This window comes from Microcoleus sp. Pol7_A1 (assembly GCF_036701085.1).
Lineage (GTDB): Bacteria > Cyanobacteriota > Cyanobacteriia > Cyanobacteriales > Microcoleaceae > Microcoleus > Microcoleus asticus.
In genome coordinates, this window is record NZ_JAUBQD010000018.1 from 41,172 (window position 1) to 63,363 (window position 22,192).

15 protein-coding genes are annotated in these 22,192 nt (G+C 46.2%); 4 read left to right on the forward strand and 11 right to left on the reverse strand.

Annotated features, from left to right (window positions below; genetic code table 11):
* Window positions 1-197 precede the first annotated feature (197 nt).
* The 6 genes from QUA20_RS12895 to QUA20_RS12920 form a co-directional block, all read right to left on the reverse strand.
* Window positions 198-1,607, reverse strand: a complete 1,410-nt coding sequence (locus QUA20_RS12895) for an adenylate/guanylate cyclase domain-containing protein (protein ID WP_333189211.1) — start codon at window positions 1,605-1,607, stop codon at window positions 198-200.
* A gap of 482 nt (window positions 1,608-2,089) precedes the next feature.
* Window positions 2,090-3,241 carry a 30S ribosomal protein S1 gene (locus tag QUA20_RS12900; RefSeq protein WP_333189212.1) on the reverse strand — a complete coding sequence of 384 codons (1,152 nt, stop codon included), beginning with the start codon at window positions 3,239-3,241 and terminating at the stop codon, window positions 2,090-2,092.
* Window positions 3,242-4,074: 833 nt separating this feature from the next.
* Window positions 4,075-4,632 carry a transcriptional regulator NrdR gene (gene nrdR / locus QUA20_RS12905; RefSeq protein ID WP_333189253.1) on the reverse strand — a complete coding sequence of 186 codons (558 nt, stop codon included), beginning with the start codon at window positions 4,630-4,632 and terminating at the stop codon, window positions 4,075-4,077.
* A 194-nt stretch (window positions 4,633-4,826) separates the two neighbouring features.
* The gene (locus QUA20_RS12910; protein ID WP_083622085.1) at window positions 4,827-4,922 is read right to left on the reverse strand and encodes a photosystem II reaction center protein T; all 96 of its coding nucleotides are present in this window, start codon (window positions 4,920-4,922) and stop codon (window positions 4,827-4,829) included.
* Between the two features lie 142 nt (window positions 4,923-5,064).
* Complete coding sequence (gene psbB / locus QUA20_RS12915) at window positions 5,065-6,594, reverse strand: photosystem II chlorophyll-binding protein CP47 (protein WP_172188119.1); 1,530 nt, start codon at window positions 6,592-6,594, stop codon at window positions 5,065-5,067.
* A 198-nt stretch (window positions 6,595-6,792) separates the two neighbouring features.
* Window positions 6,793-7,122: a hypothetical protein gene (locus tag QUA20_RS12920; RefSeq protein WP_172188121.1), complete on the reverse strand. Its 330-nt coding sequence runs from the start codon at window positions 7,120-7,122 to the stop codon at window positions 6,793-6,795.
* A 580-nt stretch (window positions 7,123-7,702) separates the two neighbouring features.
* On the opposite strand from QUA20_RS12920, the gene mnmG reads away from it, so the two are divergent.
* Window positions 7,703-9,619: a tRNA uridine-5-carboxymethylaminomethyl(34) synthesis enzyme MnmG gene (gene mnmG / locus QUA20_RS12925; protein WP_333189213.1), complete on the forward strand. Its 1,917-nt coding sequence runs from the start codon at window positions 7,703-7,705 to the stop codon at window positions 9,617-9,619.
* 105 nt (window positions 9,620-9,724) lie between these two features.
* Window positions 9,725-9,898, forward strand: coding sequence for a hypothetical protein (locus QUA20_RS12930; RefSeq protein ID WP_333189214.1), 174 nt, complete (start codon window positions 9,725-9,727; stop codon window positions 9,896-9,898).
* Between the two features lie 324 nt (window positions 9,899-10,222).
* On the opposite strand, the gene QUA20_RS12935 is transcribed toward QUA20_RS12930, so the two are convergent.
* Window positions 10,223-10,771 (reverse strand): hypothetical protein, encoded by a 549-nt coding sequence (locus tag QUA20_RS12935; RefSeq protein ID WP_333189215.1) that lies wholly within the window; start codon window positions 10,769-10,771, stop codon window positions 10,223-10,225.
* Window positions 10,772-11,037: 266 nt separating this feature from the next.
* On the opposite strand from QUA20_RS12935, the gene QUA20_RS12940 reads away from it, so the two are divergent.
* Entirely contained in the window at window positions 11,038-12,585 is a 1,548-nt protein-coding gene (locus QUA20_RS12940) for a hypothetical protein (protein WP_333189216.1), read from the forward strand.
* Window positions 12,586-12,685: 100 nt separating this feature from the next.
* Here QUA20_RS12940 and QUA20_RS12945 read toward each other — a convergent pair whose 3' ends face one another.
* From QUA20_RS12945 to metK, 4 genes are all read right to left on the reverse strand, one after another.
* The gene (locus tag QUA20_RS12945) at window positions 12,686-14,650 is read right to left on the reverse strand and encodes a HAMP domain-containing sensor histidine kinase (RefSeq protein ID WP_333189217.1); all 1,965 of its coding nucleotides are present in this window, start codon (window positions 14,648-14,650) and stop codon (window positions 12,686-12,688) included.
* Window positions 14,651-15,224: 574 nt separating this feature from the next.
* Window positions 15,225-17,141, reverse strand: a complete 1,917-nt coding sequence (locus QUA20_RS12950) for a HEAT repeat domain-containing protein (protein ID WP_333189218.1) — start codon at window positions 17,139-17,141, stop codon at window positions 15,225-15,227.
* A 333-nt stretch (window positions 17,142-17,474) separates the two neighbouring features.
* Complete coding sequence (locus QUA20_RS12955) at window positions 17,475-18,650, reverse strand: family 10 glycosylhydrolase (RefSeq protein ID WP_333189219.1); 1,176 nt, start codon at window positions 18,648-18,650, stop codon at window positions 17,475-17,477.
* Window positions 18,651-18,852: 202 nt separating this feature from the next.
* Window positions 18,853-20,115, reverse strand: a complete 1,263-nt coding sequence (metK, locus tag QUA20_RS12960) for a methionine adenosyltransferase (protein WP_172190749.1) — start codon at window positions 20,113-20,115, stop codon at window positions 18,853-18,855.
* A gap of 303 nt (window positions 20,116-20,418) precedes the next feature.
* Here metK and QUA20_RS12965 point away from each other — a divergent pair, with 303 nt between their 5' ends.
* Entirely contained in the window at window positions 20,419-22,143 is a 1,725-nt protein-coding gene (locus QUA20_RS12965; protein WP_333189220.1) for an AAA-like domain-containing protein, read from the forward strand.
* The last annotated feature ends 49 nt before the right edge of the window (window positions 22,144-22,192 follow it).

Here is a 22,192-nt window from a genome sequence, read left to right on the forward strand (position 1 = left end):
TTCAATTATCTGACAAGCGTACGGCTGAGTAATTCCGACTATTTTTATCCGACTTTACTTAAGGTATCAGCCTTCTGCAACTCCCTTAAGAATTAGGTAGAGTTTTGGGGCAGCGATTCGATCGCTATAGAAGAACTCTATCTACTGTTGTGGCGAGCGCAACAATAGGCTGGTAATAATTTGGTATATCTGCTTACTTATCTTTTTCCAGGGATCGGTGTAGCAGACAGCGCGATTACAGATTCTGTATTAATTCTAGCAGTATAAGCAACTTGTGCGCCTTGTATTCCCTTTAAATCTTCAACACGTTTTTGAATTTCGGACACTCCAGCAGCTTTTAATGCTGTTAAAAATGCTTGGTCGTTGTAAACATCTTCGGAAAACGAAACTTCGTCACTTTTAGAAAGATTTTGAAGGCGGGCGGTTTTGTTGACTGTGGAACCAAAATAGTCGATCGAATTATTGAGATTTACGAGCAAAGCCGTACCTCGGTGAATGCCAATTCTGACTTGAATCCACTCTGCTTGTTCGCGAGTGGAGTTGTACTCTCTGAAACGAGCCACAGCAGCAGCCGCTGCCATAATTGCTTGTTCGTTGCTGATAAAGGAAGCCATGACGGCATCGCCGATGGTTTTAATGACTTTACCGCCAAATTTCTCGATCGACTCAAAGAAAATTTCAAAATGGTCGCGCACAATATTGTAAGCTTTAGTATCTCCCAGTGTTTCGTACATTCTGGTAGAACCGGTAATATCAGTAAACATAATAGTAATCGCCCGAATCTTGACTCGCTCTCTTTCCGATATGACGCGATCGCCGAACAAACGCTTGTAATCCGGGTGATGAACCAGTTGGATTCCTGACAGCCGCAGGGGCAGTTGTTCTAATGTCAGTTCATCGGGCAATTCATCTGAATGCAAAATCAGTCCGGACAAATTGTGATCGGTATTAGTTAATTCTATCTTCACTTTTCCCGGACGCACGGTCAGTTCTGTTTTGTCAAAATCTCTGCCGGCTAACTGCTTGAGTTTAATTTCTTGTATCTCTTCTGTTTTTTCGCCTTCAACCTTTAAAATCCCTTTAGCTAAAGTCAGGGGACAGCAGTAGCGGTATCGACCTTTTTCTAAGGTGACAGTCTCGGATTCGGTGCAGTATAAAGGTGTTACCAGTTGCAGTTTGTTTTGGAGTACGGGAGGGGGTGCGCAGACGGGCCGCAGTTGCGGGTCTTCGATTTCTTTGTTTAGGGAAAAAGTAACTTCAACGCGATCGAGCAAATCAATGTTAAACTCGCGCTCGCACATCTGACAAAAAGACATTTCTGATGTGTCTGCCAAATCCTTGAATTCGTCTGTAATCATGTTGCAGTGCGGGCAGTGAATATCCCAGTGCAAATCGAAAGCGCCGGCTGTTACTCCGTGCAGAAATTCCGAAGTAATTCTTTTAACATTCTTGACTGTATCGCCTGCTACGTAGTAAGGGTTAATTCTCAATCTCTGCAAAATGTGGGAACCAATTAACCATTTTTCAATTTGGTCGATCGTTCCTTTGCTAGAATTGGGACGTTTTTTGAGCTGTTCTAGCTTTTCTTTTAATAGTTCTATGTTCATTATCCGCTTGCCTCTGAGCGTCAGGGCAAAAAATTTATAAGTATTTTGTTGTATACTTTGCTTGTCTGCTGTGTTCTTGCCTAAGAATTAGGATGAGTTTGCACCTGTGCGGATGTCCCTGATGTCTATAAATCTTAACAAATTAGCAGCATGAAGACCATGTTTATTTAGGCCGAGCTATCGGCTGCTGGTATTAATTCAAAGAGCGATCGCTGCATCTGTCTGTAGCAAGATGTTATAGCAATTTATAATTGAGCTTCCGGCGCGATCGCTGAGTCGAAGGATTTTAGATTAAATAATTGGCAATGACTGATTCTGTAAGCATTTAGAGCTTGCTTACAGTGGCATTTTTTTGGACGGTGGTATTAAATGGTTGCTAATTGGTACTTGCTAATTGCTAATTGCTAATTGAGGCGTTGAAGGCAAAAAAAAGAGGGAAAATACCCTCTTTTAATGACAGTGACTTGTGATGACTTGCGATGTTATTCTACCGTCGCAGGAGGGATTGCTTCCTCTACATCTGATACTGCTTCCGGTGCTGCTTCCGGTGCTGCTTCCGGTTCTGCTTCCGGTGCTGCTTCCGGTGCTGCTGCTTCCGGTGCTGCTGCTTCCGGTGCTAAGTCTTCGGGCAGATCTTCTTCCATTGCTGAGGGCACGTCTTCGAGTATTTCGTCGGAGATGTCATCATCAGCATCGATCGAGTCTACAGGAACGTCTATGCCTGCTTTAGCTTGCTTTTGAGCGAGCATTTTCTCGCGGAACTTAGCTGCCATTTCCTCAGCTTTTTCGTACACCAATTCGCGATTTTTGACCATCGCGCCCGGTTCCGGTTCCAACTGCTTGGTGGAGAGAGAAATCCGGCCCCTCTCAGCATCCAAGTCAATGATCATCACTTTCACTTCGTCGTTGACATTGAAGACGCTGTGAGGCGTATCGATGTGATCGTGCGAAATTTCCGAGATGTGCAGCAAGCCGCTGACGCCGCCGATGTCGATAAAGGCACCGTAAGGCTTGATACCGCGTACTGTACCGATGACCACTTCCCCGACTTCGAGGCGGTTCATCTTGCGCTCGACTAAGGCGCGACGGTGGCTCAATACTAGGCGGTTGCGGTCTTCGTCTACCTCTAAGAATTTTAATGGTAATTCTTCGGCGACTAATTCTTCCTTCGGTTTGCGGGTGCTGATGTGAGAACCGGGAATAAAGCCTCGCAAGCCTTCTATTCTCACGAGTGCGCCGCCGCGGTTGGTGGCAAATACTTGCGATCGTACTGTGGCATCTTCTGCTTGCAGTTGTCGCACTCTTTCCCAGGCCCGCATATACTCGATGCGCCGGATGGACAGAGTTAATTGTCCGTCTTCATTTTCATCGGTTAGAATGAAAAATTCTCTGGTTTCGTTTGATTGCAATACCTCTTCAGGGCTTTCGACTCGATTGATCGACATTTCCTGAATGGGAATGTACGCTGCTGTTTTAGCACCGATATCAATCAGAGCGCCCCTCGGCTCTATACTAAAAACTGTACCCGCTACTACATCGCCCGGGCTAAAGTGATAGTCATATTTATCAAGTAGGGCTGCAAAATCTTCGTGAGTAAAGCCGATGTCTTTGACTGTGGTTTTGAGATTGACCATGCGAATAGTTTCCTAGGATTTCTCTCCTTCATGTTTTTCGTTTGTGCCGGCAGATATTAGAGATTTTGGTGAAAAAGCGGTTAACTTCTTTCAAAACCTTTTACTAAAGTCAGTTTTTGCTAACTTTTTCCCTGTGCAACTGCACGTCCGGGCTTGCCACTGCTATTACTCGAAACTCTGCGTTAAAAGGTTTAATCTTAACATTCAGAGTCCATTGACACTCTCAGGTATAAAGAAACTGAGATTCTTCATTGAACGAGCCGACGCCGCTTGCGACAGGATTGCTCCAGTTTAAGTAGAGGTCGGTTTCTCCAGAAGCCTAAATTCCGGTATGCCTTACCGTATTTAATTAGTTCTTCACCTGTAGTTAGGTTTAGTTCAAATTTAGCTTTCCTAAACTGCAACACCGTGAGGTGTGACCGATCACTCAACCAATCCAGTTAAGTTTTTACGTTGTTTAGTTATACTCAATTTTAGACCGATGACGATCATAACACACCTAGCACAAAGACCCAGAAAAAAGAACACGGGGACTCTTCGTCTCTTGAGAGCTTCGGCGAAGCGCTCAGACTTCGGCAAGCCGCTCCCGCCGTCGCTTGGAATCCGGGGCCTAAACCGACAGGGTTTTCAATCTCAAGAGAATATTTCTATAACTTACCCCGCCCAAAAACGGATACCGTGCCACGTACTCCTGTCGCGGACAGATCAAAATTTTCGACTCTTGTTCAAGCTCCCAGATTGCATCTGTCGAGTAAATCTAAAATGTAAAATCTAAAATTGACAATCTAAAATCGACTGACTAGCCTACTGCTTTTAAACTAATTTAAGCGATTTTAGCTGGGAGTAGCGCAGGATGCTGGGCTTTCTCGATCGACTGCATCAGGCTGTGGCGAATCTGCGTCAAAATCTGGCTTTGTTTCTGAATCTTCAGCTTCGTTGAGCGGATTCTGAAGGTGATTTAGGGTATCTACAAAGTCTCGGATGCCTCGAAATTGGCGGTATACAGAGGCGAAACGGACGTAAGCGACTTCGCTGAGCGGGCGCAGGTGCAACAGCACCAGTTCCCCAATTTCTGAGCTGGCGAGTTCTCGGAGCGATCGACCTTGGAGTTGCGCCTCGATTTCTTCTGCTAGGGTTTCGAGATGCCCGGAAGACAAACCGGTTTTTTCGCAGGCCCGAATCAGTCCCCTGACTAATTTTGACCTGTCAAAAGATTCGCGCTTGCCGTCCCGTTTGATCACCGTAATCGGCACGAATTCTATGCGTTCGTAAGTTGTGAAGCGGTGCTGGCAGCTCAAACACTCGCGCCGCCGGCGGATGCTTTGACCGGATTCGGCTGAACGCGACTCTAGAACGCGGCTATTTGTGTGTTGGCAGGAGGAACAGCGCATGATTGCTGATTTTAACAGGCATTGCCAGCAAATTGCCATTCATCTAACCGCTTGGGGTCTGATGAATGGCTGGACTAGAAAAATGACTTAACACACAGCCGGTGGAATAGTCCCGCACCAGATTCGATGCAATGGTGCGGGCTGACCGCAGTCCGGTTCAGGAGATTTTGGACTTGCTGCAGGCGTCTAGCTAATTATTTGCCAATCCGGGGAGGTTCCCGAAAGGCGATCGCAAAAAATAGTACACCTAAGGCTAAAGCCAGAATCAAAATGTAAGCAACACTTTCCATGTTAAATTTTCCCTATCTTCCCTTGCCGTATTATTTTATCTTAATTACTGGTTTTATTATTAACTAAAAAAACCCGGTTTCTTGAAGAAACCGGGTTTTTGTGTACCGGGGAAGTTCCCCGCTACCCAGAGGCTGGAGAAATCTAGAGAGATTCTTCTCTTCTTGTGGTCAAGTCGCCCACTTTTTGGAACAGGCCCCACTCGACTTGTTCTTCCATGTCGGACTCAACTCCAGCAAACACGTCGCGGAAAATAGTCCGAGAACCGTGCCAGAGATGGCCGAAGAAGAATAGCAAAGCAAAGCAAACGTGTCCGAAAGTGAACCAACCGCGAGTCGAAGTGCGGAAAACCCCGTCAGAATTCAAGGTTTCGCGATCGAATTCAAATACTTCACCTTTTTGGGCGGCGCGAGCAAACTTCTTAACATCTAGAGGATTATTAAAGGTTTGACCGTTAAGTTCGCCGCCGTAGAAGCTGACGGTAACTCCGCTTTGTTCAAAGCTGTATTTTGATTCAGCGCGGCGGAAGGGGATGTCAGCGCGAACGACCCCATCTTTGTCAGTCAAAATTACTGGGAAAGTTTCAAAGAAGTTGGGGAGACGGCGCACCGACAAAACCCGACCTTCGCTGTCAGTAAATACTGGATGGCCTAGCCAGCTTTTAGCAATGCCGTCGCCGTTGACCATTGCGCCGGCGCGGAACAAACCGCCTTTAGCAGGAGAGTTGCCCACGTAGTCGTAGAAAGCCAATTTTTCGGGAATTTGTTCGTAAGCTTCTTGGAAGCTTTGGCCCGCGGACAAGCTAGCTTGAGCTCTGCGATCGATTTCTTGTTGGAAGTAGTTTCCGTCCCACTGATAGCGAGTCGGGCCAAAAAGTTCGATCGGAGTAGCAGCAGAACCGTACCACATCGTACCCGCAACCACAAAGGCTGCAAAGAACACGGCAGCAATACTGCTAGAAAGTACAGTTTCGATATTTCCCATCCGCAGGGCTTTGTAAAGACGTTCCGGCGGCCGCACTGTCAAGTGGAACAAACCGGCAATTACGCCGACTACGCCCGCTGCAATGTGGTGAGCCACGATGCCGCCCGGATTATACGGGTCAAAGCCTTCAGGGCCCCAAGAAGGTGCCACTGCCTGGACGTGACCGGTCAGGCCGTAGGGGTCGGACACCCACATTCCCGGGCCGAAAAGTCCAGAAAGGTGAAATGCGCCGAAGCCGAAGCAGAGCAAGCCGGAGAGGAACAGGTGAATGCCAAACATTTTTGGCAAGTCGAGGGCTGGTTCGCCGGTGCGAGAGTCTCTGAAAAGTTCTAAGTCCCAAAATACCCAGTGCCAGACTGCTGCCAAGAACAGCAGGCCCGAGAGGATGATGTGAGCGACAGCGACGCCTTCAAAAGACCAGAAGCCCGGATCGACGTTACCTTCGCCGGTGATGCTCCAACCGGCCCAAGAACCCGTGACTCCCAAGCGAGCCATGAAGGGGAGCACGAACATCCCTTGACGCCACATCGGGTTCAGAACTGGATCTGTGGGGTCAAAAACTGCTAATTCATAAAGGGCCATTGAGCCGGCCCAACCTGCCACGAGGGCGGTGTGCATTAAGTGTACAGAAATCAATCGGCCTGGGTCATTTAAGACGACTGTGTGTACGCGATACCAGGGTAGTCCCATTGACTGCGGTTCTCCAAGGTGTAAGTGATGATGTCTATTTTGACGGCAAAATCAGATTCTGAATCCCTAGCAGTTACCTGCGGGCTTTAAACTCTGCCTTTTGCCGAATGCCCTCTACCTTCAAAGGTGGAAGCATAAAAATGAAAGTTATTTAAAGAAGTGTATCGAGTGTTAGAACCGATTGCAATATGTTGGGCGTTATATTAGTTGCGGGTTGCCCATTTCGCAGCGGGCGGCGATCGTCCCGAGGCGTTCGAGGACTTGCTCCGCATCGATGAGTCTGGTCAGCACCACGTTGCCGATGTTTTTGGCAGGATCGTTCGGGTCGATCGGGGCTGTCGGTTTGACTTCTACCATGAGTACAGCGTCTTCTACGCGGTAGAGCCACATTTTTTCTTTTTGATCCCAGAGACAGAGGTCGAGTTGTACAATATCGGGGTGGCGTCTCCAAGCGGCGTAACTCCACTCGCCGCCGACTCCCCAGACGCGCCCCACTTTCCAGCCGTCGGATAAGAAGAAGTATTTCACTTGTTGTGTACGCTTGTTGAGATTTTTTTGTCTAACATAACGCAAAACGGCAAGATTACCGAATTATTGAACCGCGAAGAGGCGTTACGCGAAGCGGCGCGTCAGCCTTCTTGTCGCGAACGGATATCTCGAAAGTAGTAGGCAATCATCTAGCTTTTGGGATAAATCTACAGAATTGTTAAATAAGTTTCTGTCGGACTAATCGGCAAAAAATACAAACTTGGATTTTTAAAGTAGAGTTCAATTCCTAGCATTTCGAGAAAAAATACTCTTAACAGTGGCTCGTTTCCGCCAGGATGTTCTAAACATTCAAAAGTGCCTTCCGGCCCTAACAAGGTTGTCGTAATTTTGCCCTTTTGGTCGGGCAGTCGATCGCATAATCTTCATCTCAATTAATCTGCCCTAATTTTATCCCGATCTACCAGCCAACTTCAGATTAAACCAGACATCCATCCGCGTTCATCTGCGTTCATCGGCAGTGAAAAATCACCCATCAATATTTTTGCCAAAAACTCAATCCCAAAACCCTCGACATTACTGCTAAAATAAAGTACGAGTCCTTGCCGCTCAAACGCAGACCATGACCGCACAAACATCAGTAGAATTCCAAGACAGTTTCGACATCATCGTAGTTGGTGGCGGACACTCCGGCTGCGAAGCCGCCCTCGCCACTTCTCGCCTCGGCTGTCGCACCCTTCTCCTCACCCTCAACCTCGACAAAATTGCGTGGCAACCTTGCAATCCGGCTGTCGGCGGCCCGGCTAAAACCCAACTTACTAACGAAGTTGATGCGTTAGGCGGGGAAATTGGCAAAATGGCCGATCGCACTTATTTGCAAAAGCGCGTCCTCAACGCTTCGAGAGGCCCCGCAGTTTGGGCGCTGCGAGCACAAACGGACAAGCGGGAATACGCCGCTGTGATGAATAATATTGTTGAAAACCAAGAGAATTTGACCATCCGCGAAGCGATGGTTACAGACTTAGTTTTGGGCAAAAACGAAGAAGTAATCGGAGTCGAAACATACTTCGGCGTCGCTTTTGAATGCAAAGCAGTAATCCTGACTACAGGAACTTTTTTGGGCGGCACAATTTGGGTGGGCAATAAGTCGATGCCCGCCGGACGTGCCGGAGAATTTGCTGCCGTTGGTTTGACGGAAACTCTCAATCGTTTGGGCTTTGAAACTGGCAGGTTGAAGACTGGAACTCCGGCAAGAGTAGACAAACGTACTCTGGATTATACCAACCTGGAACCGCAGCCGGGAGATGCAGAGGTTCGGTGGTTTAGCTTCGATCCTGAAGTTTGGATAGAACGCGAACAAATGCCTTGTTATTTGACTCGAACTACGCCTGAAACTCACAAGTTAATTAGAGACAATTTGCACCTTTCTCCAGTCTACGGCGGCTGGGTTGATGCGAAGGGGCCGCGCTATTGTCCGAGTATTGAAGATAAGATTGTGCGGTTTGCGGATAAGGAAAGTCACCAGATTTTTATTGAACCTGAAGGTAGAGATATTCCTGAACTTTATATCCAAGGATTTTCGACTGGTTTACCGGAAAATTTGCAGTTGCAAATGCTGCGGACTCTTCCTGGTTTGGAAAAGTGCGAGATGATGCGTCCAGCTTATGCTGTGGAGTACGATTATTTGCCGGCAACTCAGTGCTTTCCAACGCTGATGACTAAGAAGATCGAAGGGCTGTTTTGCGCGGGACAGGTGAACGGTACGACCGGATATGAGGAGGCGGCTGCACAGGGGATTGTGGCAGGGATTAATGCGGCTCGGTTTGCGAAAAATCAGGAGATGATTGTGTTTCCTCGCGAGCAAAGTTATATCGGGACTTTGATTGATGATTTGTGTACGAAGGATTTGCGGGAACCTTACCGGATGTTGACTTCGCGATCGGAATACCGGCTATTATTGCGATCGGACAATGCAGATCAACGCTTGACGACCCTGGGACGGGAAATTGGCTTGATTGACGATCGGCGCTGGGAGTTATTTGAGCGGAAACAAGCTAATATTGTGGCAGAGAAAGAACGCTTGTACTCGACGCGGGTGAAAGAACACGAGGAAGTTGGCAAGGCAATTTTTGCTGACACCCAACAAGCGATTAAAGGTTCAATTACTCTCGCTGATTTGTTGCGCCGTCCTGGTTTTCATTATGTCGATTTGGAACGGTACAATTTAGGCAATTCTAATCTGAAGTTGGCCGAGAAAGATGGTGCAGAAATTGACATCAAATATTCCGGCTATTTGCAAAGACAGCAAAATCAAATTGATGACATTGCCAAACACGAACGCCGGCAATTGCCTGCGGATTTGGATTACATGGCAATTACAACTCTCTCGAAAGAGTCTCGGGAAAAGTTGGCTAAGGTGAAACCGCTGACTATTGGCCAAGCGGCGAGAATTGGCGGGGTGAATCCGGCTGATGTTAATGCTTTGTTGATTTTTCTGGAAGTGCGAAACCGTCAGCAACCAGCGGGTGTGGGAAAATAATTTGATGTTGCTGGTTTCGAGTACGCTCAACCAGCGGCAGATGATTAATTAACCACCAACCACCGGAGAATTTAATTTATATTGCTCCAGAAAATTATCCAATAAGTGCAAAACATTTCCGAAGATAACCTCGCACAACTTTATGACTTGATTGACTACTTTCGCCTGGGTTTAAGGAGAGAGCGTGCACAGCCCCGCACTCCCGGTTTACTCACCGGACAACTCGGGGACGCTTTCTTTGAACCCCAAGCAGAAGAGGAATTAAAGCAATGCGAATGAGCTACCTCCTCGACACCCACATTTTGCTGTGCTGGAGCTTTGATGACGCCAAACTCAACAACGACTGCCGAGACATCGCATTCTCGTCAGCAGCGCCTCTGCCTGGGAAATTGCCACCAAATCACGCATCCGCAAGCATTTTTAGTATTGGGGCTAGGAAGTTGACATATATCAAAATAATAGACTATATTAAATATGGATGCAGCAGACATGCTCTAAGCATGACATCCCGTTACCCACTAGGGTCGAGGAAATTCCGGTAAAGACGTTCTGAATACCAAAACTGATTTTTTGGCGAAGGCTCCTTAAGGAGCCTTTGTTATTTTATGGCTTCGGTAATTTCTTATTATCCAATAACTTTTTGGCTATAACGAAGAAGCCGACTTTTTTTACTTTACCTATACCTTCGTATTTAGGGTAAGCACTTTGTACGTGTAATCTCAGCTTTTTAACTTCTGTGAATACTGCAAAAACAACGTAATAATCAACCTCTTTACCATTTGAGTCCAAAATTTTAACGGTTGCAAATTTTCCATATCCAGCGTGACAAACTAACGTTTCTTTATCGCCCAATGACTTAATAATACTCGGTAACTGCTTTGAGAGTTGGTATCTCTCAAAATTAAATTGTCTAGACTCTCTCGGCGCACTGTACATCAATAACTGTGATTCTTCGCTATAAAAGTTATCTGAATCTTTAGTGAAGCAATGTAAACCATAAGTTACTATAAACTTGTACGTTATCTGATTTTTCTCGTCTCTTTGGTCTAGATACTCAACCCAGTGAGCATTAAGATGTGATAAGTCGTAGATATCACCATTGAGGATGAAATTTTTCCAGGCTATAACTTCGTTTACGGTATTGAAATTCATACTTACCAGAACATCTTAACTAAGCTTCGGCTCATGTGTTTAAGACGAAGTGTTTGTCGGACTTGATTAAGGAGAGGCGACCCGGACAGTTTATAAGATGTAGTACGTTTAGTCATGGAATGGAAACAAATGAGATAATCTAGAACGATAAAGGACACTATACCGCAAATCATAGATACTAGAAACTCCTAAATTTTTTTTGATTTGTTTGACAAAAAACCAAATATGCGGTATTATTAATGCTCTGCAAAAGTTAAAATACCTCTATGACTCATCCAGGATGGATAGGTGGTTTTCCGGGAAACTGGACCTATCAAGGTGATGCCACACTGTTAGTTAAAGATACTGTTCAATTGATAACGATTAGCTTGCGTCTCATATTCATAGAAGTTGAGATAGATGTCAAGCTAATTTGGAAAAGTATTGCTGAGGATGATCGTTTGCAAATAGCTAGGCAAATGCACGATGAGCTACAGCAAATTCTTGTTATCAAAGGTAGCATATTACTAATGGGTTATTCTATGCCACTTTTTAATATTAATGATAATGATGGGGTAACAAAGTTTAATGTAGTCAAGTTTATAACTTATTTGGGATTACCTAATAATTTTCATTTTGAAGAAAACTCAGACGATTTTTTTCAATTGAGGGCTTACTTAAATGATGAATTTTCATCAGTAGACCATTATTTTATTACAGAGTTTCAAAATACGCCCAGACCACTAAACATAGATGCCGATACCATAGCAGAGAAGCAAAGTTTGTATTGTGCCTTAAACTCAGGTTATGAAGTCAAGTGCGGGAAGAAGTATATTACTCATAAAGACCACGATATCTTATTATATAGAAAAAATATAGAAACTCTATACAAGCTTAGTTTTATAGATATTAGAATCCCCTTAAATAATCAGGGTATAAATAATTTGATGATCCAGGAAGCTCAAGAAATTGAAGTTTCTTTGGCTAGACACTTAGAAAATGTTCTTAATGATGTTTGTGCTTTTCTCAGTATTGTCTGCGATCGTGAAATATTGCCAATCTATTATGATTATTCAATGTGCTCTCAAAATAAATACATTTACGGTCAGATAATTCCTATTTGGGAGAGACGAAGAATACCAAGAATTAGCCAATCTTGGCCTACTCAAGGTATTCATTTTCTAGATAATGTCACTTCATTCCTAGAATGTTGTCCTTTAAGTAAGCAACTTAGCAGGGGAATAGGACATTTAAAAATAACAGTTTACGAATCTACTGTCGAATTAAAACTTATGGCAGCATGTTCTGCAATCGAATACTTTTATTCCTACTGGTTGTGGGAAATAGACGGACTTTCAAAGCTAAGAGATGGATGTTCACAAAATAATCCACTTCTATCTGAACATAAAAAGCTTGGCAAGAAGCTTAAAAATATTCAATCTTCCAGTGATAGCACGACACCAGCCCTTTCAAAAGTCATCCGATTCTTTGTGAACGACTTAAATATTGAAGGTAAAAAATACATGGATATGGATAGCGAAGATATTCCTCTGTTTATTAAAGTTAGAAATGAGCTTTTGCACGGGAGTTTTATATCAGATGATAAAGAAATTTTTCAAGCTGAAGAGATAGCTCAAAAGTTGGGTACAGAAATTTTATTGGCAATTATGAAGATTATTTCTAAAGCAGATGATGCTCAATCCTATGAAAGTTGGCCTGTCCGTCCACTAGAAAAAGATTTTTATAAATTTTCAGATGGCTGGCCTGAAATTAAAGATATATTAGATGAGTTACATAGTGAGGAAAAGTCTAAACGATTTTGGAATCGAGACTAAATATCCCAGCTATATCATTATACCCAGATACCCGACTGATTAAAGAAGTCGGGTATCTAACAGCGATCGCGTCTTACGTTTAATGAGGTTGACCTACTTATTACCCGTTTCCTGCTGGTATCCGCACAGTGAAAATAGACCCTTTTCCCTCTTCACTTTCTACCAAAATCTCGCCACCCATCATGTGACAGTAGTAGCGGCTGAGTGTCAGCCCCAATCCCGCGCCGTCGTAAGGTCGCGTTGTTGAACAGTCAGCTTGCACAAAAGCTTCAAACAATTTGTGCTGTTGTTCCTCCGACATTCCAATTCCGGTATCCTTAACAGATAAACAAATCCAATCCGATTCTTGAACATTCAGCAAGGGACAAGCGATCGCCGCAGAAGGAGTTTCATCGGCAGGCATTGAATTGTCAATCGCCGATCGCCCTGCTGCATTCAATTTGCCGATTCCTTCAATCCGCCTGACAGTCAGTTTCACCCTGCCGTTTTTGGTGAACTTAGCAGCATTACTCAGCAGGTGCATCAAAACCTGCTGCACTTTTTTGAAATCTGCGTGCATGATACCCGCAGTTCGATCGCACTCTATGTCTAAAACATTGCCATTTTTCTCTACCAACGGTTTCGCAGCACCCGCAACATTGTCAACCAGGGATTCGATGTCAAATTCATCGATTTCGAGTTTCATCCTCCCGGCTTCAATTTTTGACAAATCGAGGATATCGTTAATCAAAGATAGCAGGTGCGTACCCGCCTTCTGAATCCTGTTCAAGTCGGGTACAAACTCATCACATCCCGCATCCTGAGCATCTTCTGAAAGTAGTTGACTGTAGCCGATAATCGCATTTAAAGGCGTCCGCAATTCGTGGCTCATATTTGCTAAAAACTGGCTTTTAGCAGTGTTAGCGGTAACGGCTGCTTCCTTAGCTTTTTTCAATTCTTTTGTATGTTCCGAAACTCGCTCAATTAAGTGATTGAGAGAGACAGCCAGACAGCCTATTTCGCCTTGTGCCGTGACGGGGACTCGCAAGTCAAAATTAGACTCGGCGGCTACTTGTTGGGCCACCTGAGTAACGCTGATAACAGGTTGGGCGATCGCCCGACTGGTGCGACAAGCCACAATTCCCGCCACCACTACCGACAGCAGCATACTAACAATAATTATGGCTTTTTCCATTCCTTGGGCGTCTTCCATCACTTCACCCCCTTGCCCCTCTTGCTGCTGGGCAATTTCGAGGATTTTGCTCAATTCCTCAAGGCTTTTGTTGAGCTGTTTGACACCTTCTCCGCTTTCTGTTGCCAACAATTTTCGGGCCGACTCTATCTCCAGAGGCGACAGTTGCGATTGCTGGATTTGCTGCAAAGTTGACTGAAGATTATCGGCGTAGGATTCTAAATTATCCGTGCACTCTTGCAGTACAGTTTTGAGAACTTCCGGCTTTGCTGCCAGCCAAGCGGGTTGGCTGTCGGCAAACTTTTCTATGCGCAAGCGCAGGTTTTTTGCTTTAGTAACACTCGCGACCAACTGCTCTTTTTGCAGTTGTAGTTGGGCGGAATTGTCTACAAAAGAATCTAGCTGTGCTCCCTGCAATTGCGCCGCCAGCGCTGCATCTTTAAAATTGCCCACCAATTGGGCTTGCAGGTGAGCATCATTGAGTTGGTTTACTCCTTGTCCTTGGTAGTAGTCGGCGATTACCAGTCCACTCAGGGAGCCAATAAAGCCGATTCCTATTGCCAGCAAATACCCGCCACCAATTTTTTGATGGATCGGCAAACTGCCAATTTTAGATGGCCAACTTTTGCTGATTTTTAAGGATGATTTTTGTACAAAATCCTGGCTGGATGTTTTTTCGATCGCGGTTTCTACAGAAGCCGCTTGTCCGGAAATAAAGAGCGGCATCTGTTTACATACATTGCTATTTTTTGGCTTAACCTTTGGCGTTCCTACAGGTTTTTCCTGCTGATTAAATGGTTCTAAGTCGGAATCTACTTCGCCTTTGCCTTCGCAAACGGCAACCGATAGACTTGCTTCGTTCCCTGTTTTTTTGAGCAAGTTAATTTTTGACATATGCAACCGCTGTATTCTGTTAAAATTTACCACGCTCTTAAATTCTCCAAACGGAAAAGCTTGTCTATTTTCTAGTAGACCTCGGCGAAAAAGTATCTAAAACTCTTGTCGAGTCAGAGGAGAAACTTAAATTCGGTTGATGTCTAATAGATAATTAGGCTGTTGATGGCTGTTGCCAAATTACTTTTTCAACTCGTAAAAGTCTGCAGCAGGCAAAATAAATAAAAATTTATCCCGGCAGTGAATTATCTGCGCGTGGAACGTTACAGCCAGAAACTTCTGTCTGATGCGTTTTGCCTGTGAGCTCCCCCAACCTGATATTGTCTGTTGACAATGCACCCGATTCCTCAGCTTTGGAGTTTTGCTGCCAGCAATGCGACGATTGCTTGACGGTTTTTGTTGAGCATCCGACGACTTTGTAGCACAGAATGTCACAAATGCAGCAGCCGATCGAACTTTTGCACCCTGGCGATCGGCTTTTGGCACCGTTGCCCCGCAAAGACAAGTCTGAGGTGAAGTCTCGTTAGTAGAGTATAACTGTAGGGCTTACGAAAAGAAACCCGGTTTCTGCGAGTCAACTGTTGGCAATTGCGAGTTCTGGAGTGGCAGCGGTCAATTCGATCGCCAGTGCTAGCTTACCGTCTCTACCCAAAGCTTCATCCGCCAAGTGCACCATCCAGCGGTTCGGCTTGGCTTGGGGTCTGGCGGCGAGCACAACGGCCCAAGCTTCCCGTTCTTTGCCGCGACCCAACAGCGCAGCACAAACAATCAAAGCTGTGGCAGTTGAACGGCTGATTCCACTTTGGCAGCAGATGAGCAAACTGCCTCCCTGCGACGACATTTTGACGGCGAAGTCAATAATTTTCAGTACATCCTCAAGGGTAGGCAAGATTTGATCGGGGTCGTCAACGGGGGTGTCGAGGTCGTTAAATTCCAGCCGCAGTCGGTTCGGGACTTTGTGAAAATTTCTGGGATCTGCTACGCCCGGACTGCCGATCGAGATCAGGTATTCGATCTCGCGCCCCACAGCGCGATCGACACTGTATTCGCTGGCTTCTGCTTGCGAAGCAATCAGGATTTTCGGCAATTTTCGATCCGATAAATCTGCGGCAACTGATGGTTCAAAATCAACTGTTTCTGCCTCATTGCTGACATCGGCCAAGTATTGGGCAGCCAGCGCGCGAACGTCAGCAAATTCGCGATTTAAAGCTGTTTCCAGAGCCAAAATAGCCGCCGTTGAGCCAATTTGACCGAGGGATTTAACAGCATTGTGACGCACTCCAGAGGTTTCGTCCCCCAGCAGCCGCACCAAACCTGCCACAGCTTCCTCTGTCCCAATTTCCCCCAAAGCAGCAGCAACCCTCCACCGGACATAAGATTCGCTGTCGCCAATTGCGATCGCCAGTCCCGCTGTCACCATTTTTTGCAAGTTAGCATCTCCGGCTGTACTGAGGTTCCCCAGGGCAACCGCCGCCCTGCCGCGCACGAAAATGTCTCGATCCGAGAGCGATCGCATTACCGCCACCACAGCCACCTCGCTGCTGATTTCCCCCAAAGCAGAAACTGCACTGCCGCGCACGTCTGAGTCGTCATGGTTGAGGGCTTCCAGCAGGCCGGCCACAGCCGTTTCCGTGCCGATTTGTCCCAAGGCCTCGGCGGCCCTCAAAGAAACTGCATAGGAGTCGGGATCGTCGTGGAGCAATTCTACTAAGCTGGGTACTGCCTCACAATTGCCGATTTTCCCCAAAGCCGTCGCGGCCCTAGCGCGGACGATGTGATTCGAGTCTCTGAGGGCGTTTATTAGCCCGGGAACTACCTCAGAGACGCCGATTTTCCCGCAGTTGACCGCCGCCCGCCAGCGCACCTCGGAGTCTTGGTGTTTGAGGGCTTTGAGCAGCGCGGGGACGGCTGTTTTCGGGTTAATTTTGCCCAAAGCCCAAACAGCCCAGACGCGCACCCCGGAGGCTTTGTGGTTGAGGGCTTTGAGCAGTGCGGAGGCTGCTGGTTTTGAGTTGATTTCTCCTAAAGCCCAAGCCGCCCAAGCTTGCACTTGGGAATCTTCGGATTCGAGCGATCGGGCTAATTCAATTACTGCTGCTTCGGAGCCGATTTTCCCGATCGCCCGAATGCCATGAAGGCGCACTGCACTTTCTTTGTGGTTCAATGTTGCCACCAGCATCGGAATTGCCCGATCCGAACTTGTTAGGGCCAGCAGTTTAATTTTGAGCAGCGGCGAAGTTGGGATTTTTTGGATTAATTTTATTGTGGATGTTTGAAATTCTGGCTTTACCGTTCCTGCTAGCTTCGAGCCGAGTTTTAAATTTACTTTTAGGGCTAATTTTACTGCCCGCAAAGCCAGACTTTGCTCTTCTACTTGGGGCAATATTGTCGCCAAGGTGCGCATCCCTTCTTTTTGTTTCAAATATTTTTGATTGAATTGAGCATCGCTGAGATCGGGTAGCTGTTGGATGAGGGTTGCTGCGGCGTTCATTGATTTACCTAATATTTTAGCGAGCGCTTGAGATTGCTATTTTAAATTGTGTGTATAAAAAATAATATAGCGTCTACAAAACGCTACTTCTCAAAAAAGCTTGCACCACTTCTAAAATATGTCTTATGCCACTATTTTTGCAACTGCCCAATTATTAATTATCGGGTTTTTTTGGGCGATCGGCTTGACAATTAGTAGCGCTTGCTGCTTGGCCTCGCTGGGTTGTTAGATAGCCTAACTCTGCTATATCATTTTATAGCTCGTTGGCTTGAAATAGCGATCGGCGCGGTTGACCGCAGCCAACCGGAAACAGCTTGATTCCGGGACAATTCCTCAACGAGCATAGGGCCCTTTTTTCAAAACCTCAGCCAAAGCGTTATCGTTATCTCGCAAACCTTCGTAAAAAAACATCACTTCTCCTTGAATGCCGCGAGAGCGGTTGTAAGCAATTACTTGCAACAACAGCTCGGGAGTTATGCTATATTTGCTGCCTCGATTCGTCAACAAAATCCCGGGCGACACGCACTTTACTTGCTGCCCGCTAAGCTGTCTCTCGATCAGTTTATCTACCAATTGTTTGTAAGCGTTAAAATCGCGGCGATAAAACTGCGGGTGAAGCAAATCGACCAAGTTTTGGTCAACCCAAGCTTTAGAATCTTGCAAATATTCTTCCAGTCCCCACTCATAAGGACTCGGCGACATCGACAGCAACAAATCAGGATTAATAGCTTTTACTTCTCGGTGTAAACGAGCCACAAACTTAGTAATAATATCAGCGCGCCATTGCAGCCAATGTTTGTCTTTACAATTCGACGGCGCTGCTTTACCGCACTCTTCTCGATAGCGTTTAACCGTTTTTTCGTCGTAACCGCCTTCTACGGGAAACGCAATGCGATCGTCTCCTTGAACGCCGTTTACCGGATAATTCTTAGCAACTTCCAGCATCAACCCCAGCACAAAGTTTTGCACTTCCGGGTCAAGAGAATTCATCCAGTCAAAGTTATTTTTCTTAAGTAAATTGCCGCTGGAATCACGGGCGGCCCACTCTGGTTTTTTCGCCAGCAAATGACCGCCCTTGCGATTGTAAGAACTCACAAATCCGTATTCAAAACAAGGAATTACTTTTAAACCAACTCTTTTTGCCTCAACGCATATTTCTGCTAAGGGGTCGCGACCTTGATAGCGCGAGTCAATTTCCACCCCAAAGTTTTCTCGCATAATTTGAGAAGGATAAGCCGTATAACCCTGGCTCCAAATTATAGGAAAAACGGTATTAAATCCCGTATCGGCGAGAAAGTCCATTGCCTCAGCAGTTCGCTCTTTTGATGTGAGAACTTTGCAGTCAGTGGTGGGTATCCAAACGCCGCGAATTCCACCAGGATTGTTAGTCGCAAACGAACTTGGCAGCGTTGCTGGATTTGGTGCAGAAAATCCAGTCGTCGCCAACCGCTGTTGGATCGAAGAAGCAAAACTGCGAATTGCTAATTGGAAAGGTGTAAAAAATGGCATTTATTTATTCTATTTTTGTTGTAAGGTGCGCGGTGCGCACGCTACGTTATTAATTTGTAGCACCCGATATTATTTATAGATAAGGTGCGCGGTACACACCCGATATTATTTATAGATAAGGTGCGCGGTGCACACCCTACCTTTATTCGTAGCACCCGATATTATTATGGATAAGGTGCGCAGTGCGCACCCCAAAATTGTACTATCCAGCTACTCCCGAAAGCTTCTGGCTCAAAGCTTCTTTCAAGAGTTCCGCCTTATCAGTTTCCTCCCAAGGCAAATCTAAATCAGTGCGTCCGAAGTGACCGTAAGCTGCTACATCTTGATAGAAACGGCCGCCTCTTTCAGCAGGCAAATTCTGCAAGTTAAATGCCTGAATGATTCCCGCAGGACGCAGTTCAAAATGTTGCTTCACAACTTCCAAAAGGCGATCGTCATCAACTTTTCCAGTGCCAAAAGTTTCGATCATCATGCTAACAGGCCGCGCAACGCCGATCGCATAACTCAACTGCACTTCGCACTTTTGAGCCAAACCAGCCGCCACGATATTTTTAGCAACGTAGCGACAAGCATAAGCCGCGCTGCGGTCTACCTTGGTGGGGTCTTTCCCAGAAAAAGCGCCGCCGCCGTGACGGGAATAGCCGCCGTAGGTATCCACAATAATTTTGCGGCCCGTCAAACCGGAATCCCCTTGAGGCCCGCCGACCACAAATTTGCCGGTGGGGTTGACAAGGAAGCGAGTTTCTGCATCCGGCTTCACGCTAATATCGGCAAACACGGGTTGGACGACAGCAGCCCAAAGGTCTTGTTTGATCTTGGCTTGAACTTCGGCTGTTTCTGTGAGGTCGCCGATCGTTTCGGTGTGCTGGGTAGAAATTAAAATCGTATCTATGCCAACGGGTTTGCCGTCCTCGTAAATCACCGTAACTTGGCTTTTGCCGTCGGGACGCAGGTAAGATAACTGACCGGTTTTGCGGACTGCTGCCAGTTGACGGCAAATCCGGTGCGCTAAACTGATCGGCAGAGGCATCATTTCCGGCGTTTCGTTGCAAGCAAAGCCGAACATCAAGCCTTGGTCGCCGGCTCCAATGGCGTCTAATTCCTCTTCACTCGATTGTTCCCGGCTTTCGTGGGCTGTATTCACCCCTTGAGCAATATCGGGAGACTGAGAATCAAGAGCTACCAAGACTGAGCAACTATTGGCAGAAAAGCCGTTGTCAGCGTGGATATAGCCAATATCGGCTATTTTTTTCCGGGCTAATTCTATGTAATTTACCTGAGCTTTAGTGGTAATTTCGCCCGTCAGCAGCATCAAGCCGGTGTTGACGACTACTTCGGCTGCGACGCGGCTTTTGGGGTCTTCAGTCAGTAAGGCGTCTAAAATCGTATCTGAAATTTGATCGCAGATTTTATCGGGATGGCCTTCAGTGACGGATTCAGAGGTAAACAGGTAGCGACGTGACAATGATTGTTCCTCCTTTGATGGGGGCGAAGCCTGCGCGACATCGAGAACCGACGAATTATTTTTCAGGTAATGGCCAAGAATCATGGCGTCTGGGCCGCCGTCGAATTTTTGTCGGTCTGCAGAAGTGTTGAAGCAGGGTTTGAGATTGGGTAAAGTCACACTACTATAGCAAAGTCAGTCGTGGGAAGTCGTTAAAAACTTAGATTTTGTAGGATTCTCGATCGAGCTTGGACACACCGCTAGTCTACCCCCCTAAGCTGACAAAGGTAAGATACAGTCAGCGTATCGCCTCGCGGAAGGACTATGGCAGGAATCCAAAAATCACCGAACTTAATCCAAACGGTTGCAGACCTAGAATTTCCCGGCGGCCCCATACCGATTGACTCTCCATTTTATATCGATCGATCGCCCGCCGAAGCCCGAGCTTGCGCAGAAATTAGCAAGCCAGGGAGCCTGATTCGCATTAAAGGTCCCAGAAAAATGGGCAAAAGTTCGCTGATGCTGCGCATAATTCACGCGGCAGCCGAGCGTGAATACCGCACAGTAAATGTAGACTTTCAGCAAGCCGACGCTGCGGTTTTTGGTAGTTTAGATAAGTTTTTGCGCTGGCTTTGTGTCAATGTCGCTCGGCAACTCAAACTCGAACCAAATCTCGATGAATTCTGGGATGAAGATATGGGCAGCAAGGTAAGCTGCACTCTTTATTTTGAGAACTATTTGCTCGAACAAATTGACAGTCCGGTTGTCTTGGTGCTCAACGAAGTAAACCTAGTATTTGAACGCGCCAATATTGCTCAAGAATTTCTGCCACTGCTGCGTTCTTGGTACGAACAATCTCGACACATTCTAAGTTGGCAAAAACTCCGCATCGTCGTCATTCACTCGACAGAAATTTATATTGCTTTGAGTCTTAATCAATCTCCATTTAATATAGGACTGCCGATTAAACTCTCAGAATTCACTCCTGAACAAGTCCAAGATTTGGCGCGCAGATACGGACTGAACTGGAGCGATAGCTATCCGATCGAGCAATTAATGAACATGGTAGGCGGGCATCCTTATTTAGTGCATTTAGCGCTCTATCACCTGGCAATTTTGCTGCAAAATCGCCTGTCGGGCGATCGGGATGAGCCTGGGGAGGAACTGGGGCGAGCCGAGTTGGCAGAACTGTTAACAGCAGCTCCTACTCACAGCGGAATTTATAGCGACTACTTGCAAAATCAGTCGATCGCTATTCAACAGCAGCCGGCACTGGCATCCGCCTTCCAACAGGTTGTCGGTGCTAAAAATAGCGTTCACATCGAACCTTTTATCGCCTATCAGTTAAACAGCATGGGACTTGTCAAATTAGAGGGAAATAACTGTAGCTTATCTTGCAAATTATATCGCCTGTATTTTCAAGAGCAAAATTTGTGCGAGGACTGTTTTTCGACTGTTGGTTGGGAGGAGTTGCAGCAAGAAAATGAAAGGCTGCTAGCTTTGGTGAATGTGGACGAACTTACTCAAATTGGCAACAGACGGCATTTTGACAGTTGCTTGCGAGCGGAATGGAAACAGATGGCTCGCGATGGGTCGCCGATATCTTTGATTATGTGCGACATCGATTTTTTCAAAATATATAATGATACCTACGGACATCAAGCTGGAGATGATTGTTTGCGAGAGGTAGCTCAGACAATTCGCCGAGCGCTCCAGCGTTCTGCTGATGTAGCGGCTCGCTACGGGGGCGAGGAATTTGCTGTGATTTTACCTCAAACTGATGCGGCGAGCGCTCTGCTTGTTGCCGAACACATTAGAGTGAAAGTTAAAGATTTGAATATTTTTTTTAACCCGGATAAATTTGACGGTCTGCCTAATTCTGTGGTAACGATTAGTTTGGGAATTGCCAGCGTTGTTCCGGGGCAGGAAAATGATGCAGCAACGCTGGTACTGGCGGCTGATGAGGCTCTTTATCACTCGAAAAGGCAGGGGCGCGATCGGCTCACTATGAGTAAGCTTTTAAATTTTCGATTTGCTGCTGTTAATTAGCTAATCCCGGGGGAATATAATTCGTTTCTACACATACAAAGTCCGCCCG

Excerpts from the sequence above, each read along its gene's own strand:
- QUA20_RS12895 (WP_333189211.1), bottom strand. The coding sequence starts at position 1,607 with ATGAACATAGAACTATTAAAAGAAAAGCTAGAACAGCTCAAAAAACGT.
- QUA20_RS12900 (WP_333189212.1), bottom strand. The coding sequence starts at position 3,241 with ATGGTCAATCTCAAAACCACAGTCAAAGACATCGGCTTTACTCACGAA.
- nrdR (WP_333189253.1), bottom strand. The coding sequence starts at position 4,632 with ATGCGCTGTTCCTCCTGCCAACACACAAATAGCCGCGTTCTAGAGTCG.
- QUA20_RS12910 (WP_083622085.1), bottom strand. The coding sequence starts at position 4,922 with ATGGAAAGTGTTGCTTACATTTTGATTCTGGCTTTAGCCTTAGGTGTA.
- psbB (WP_172188119.1), bottom strand. The coding sequence starts at position 6,594 with ATGGGACTACCCTGGTATCGCGTACACACAGTCGTCTTAAATGACCCA.
- mnmG (WP_333189213.1), top strand. The coding sequence starts at position 7,703 with ATGACCGCACAAACATCAGTAGAATTCCAAGACAGTTTCGACATCATC.
- QUA20_RS12935 (WP_333189215.1), bottom strand. The coding sequence starts at position 10,771 with ATGAATTTCAATACCGTAAACGAAGTTATAGCCTGGAAAAATTTCATC.
- QUA20_RS12940 (WP_333189216.1), top strand. The coding sequence starts at position 11,038 with ATGACTCATCCAGGATGGATAGGTGGTTTTCCGGGAAACTGGACCTAT.
- QUA20_RS12945 (WP_333189217.1), bottom strand. The coding sequence starts at position 14,650 with ATGTCAAAAATTAACTTGCTCAAAAAAACAGGGAACGAAGCAAGTCTA.
- QUA20_RS12950 (WP_333189218.1), bottom strand. The coding sequence starts at position 17,141 with ATGAACGCCGCAGCAACCCTCATCCAACAGCTACCCGATCTCAGCGAT.
- QUA20_RS12955 (WP_333189219.1), bottom strand. The coding sequence starts at position 18,650 with ATGCCATTTTTTACACCTTTCCAATTAGCAATTCGCAGTTTTGCTTCT.
- QUA20_RS12965 (WP_333189220.1), top strand. The coding sequence starts at position 20,419 with ATGGCAGGAATCCAAAAATCACCGAACTTAATCCAAACGGTTGCAGAC.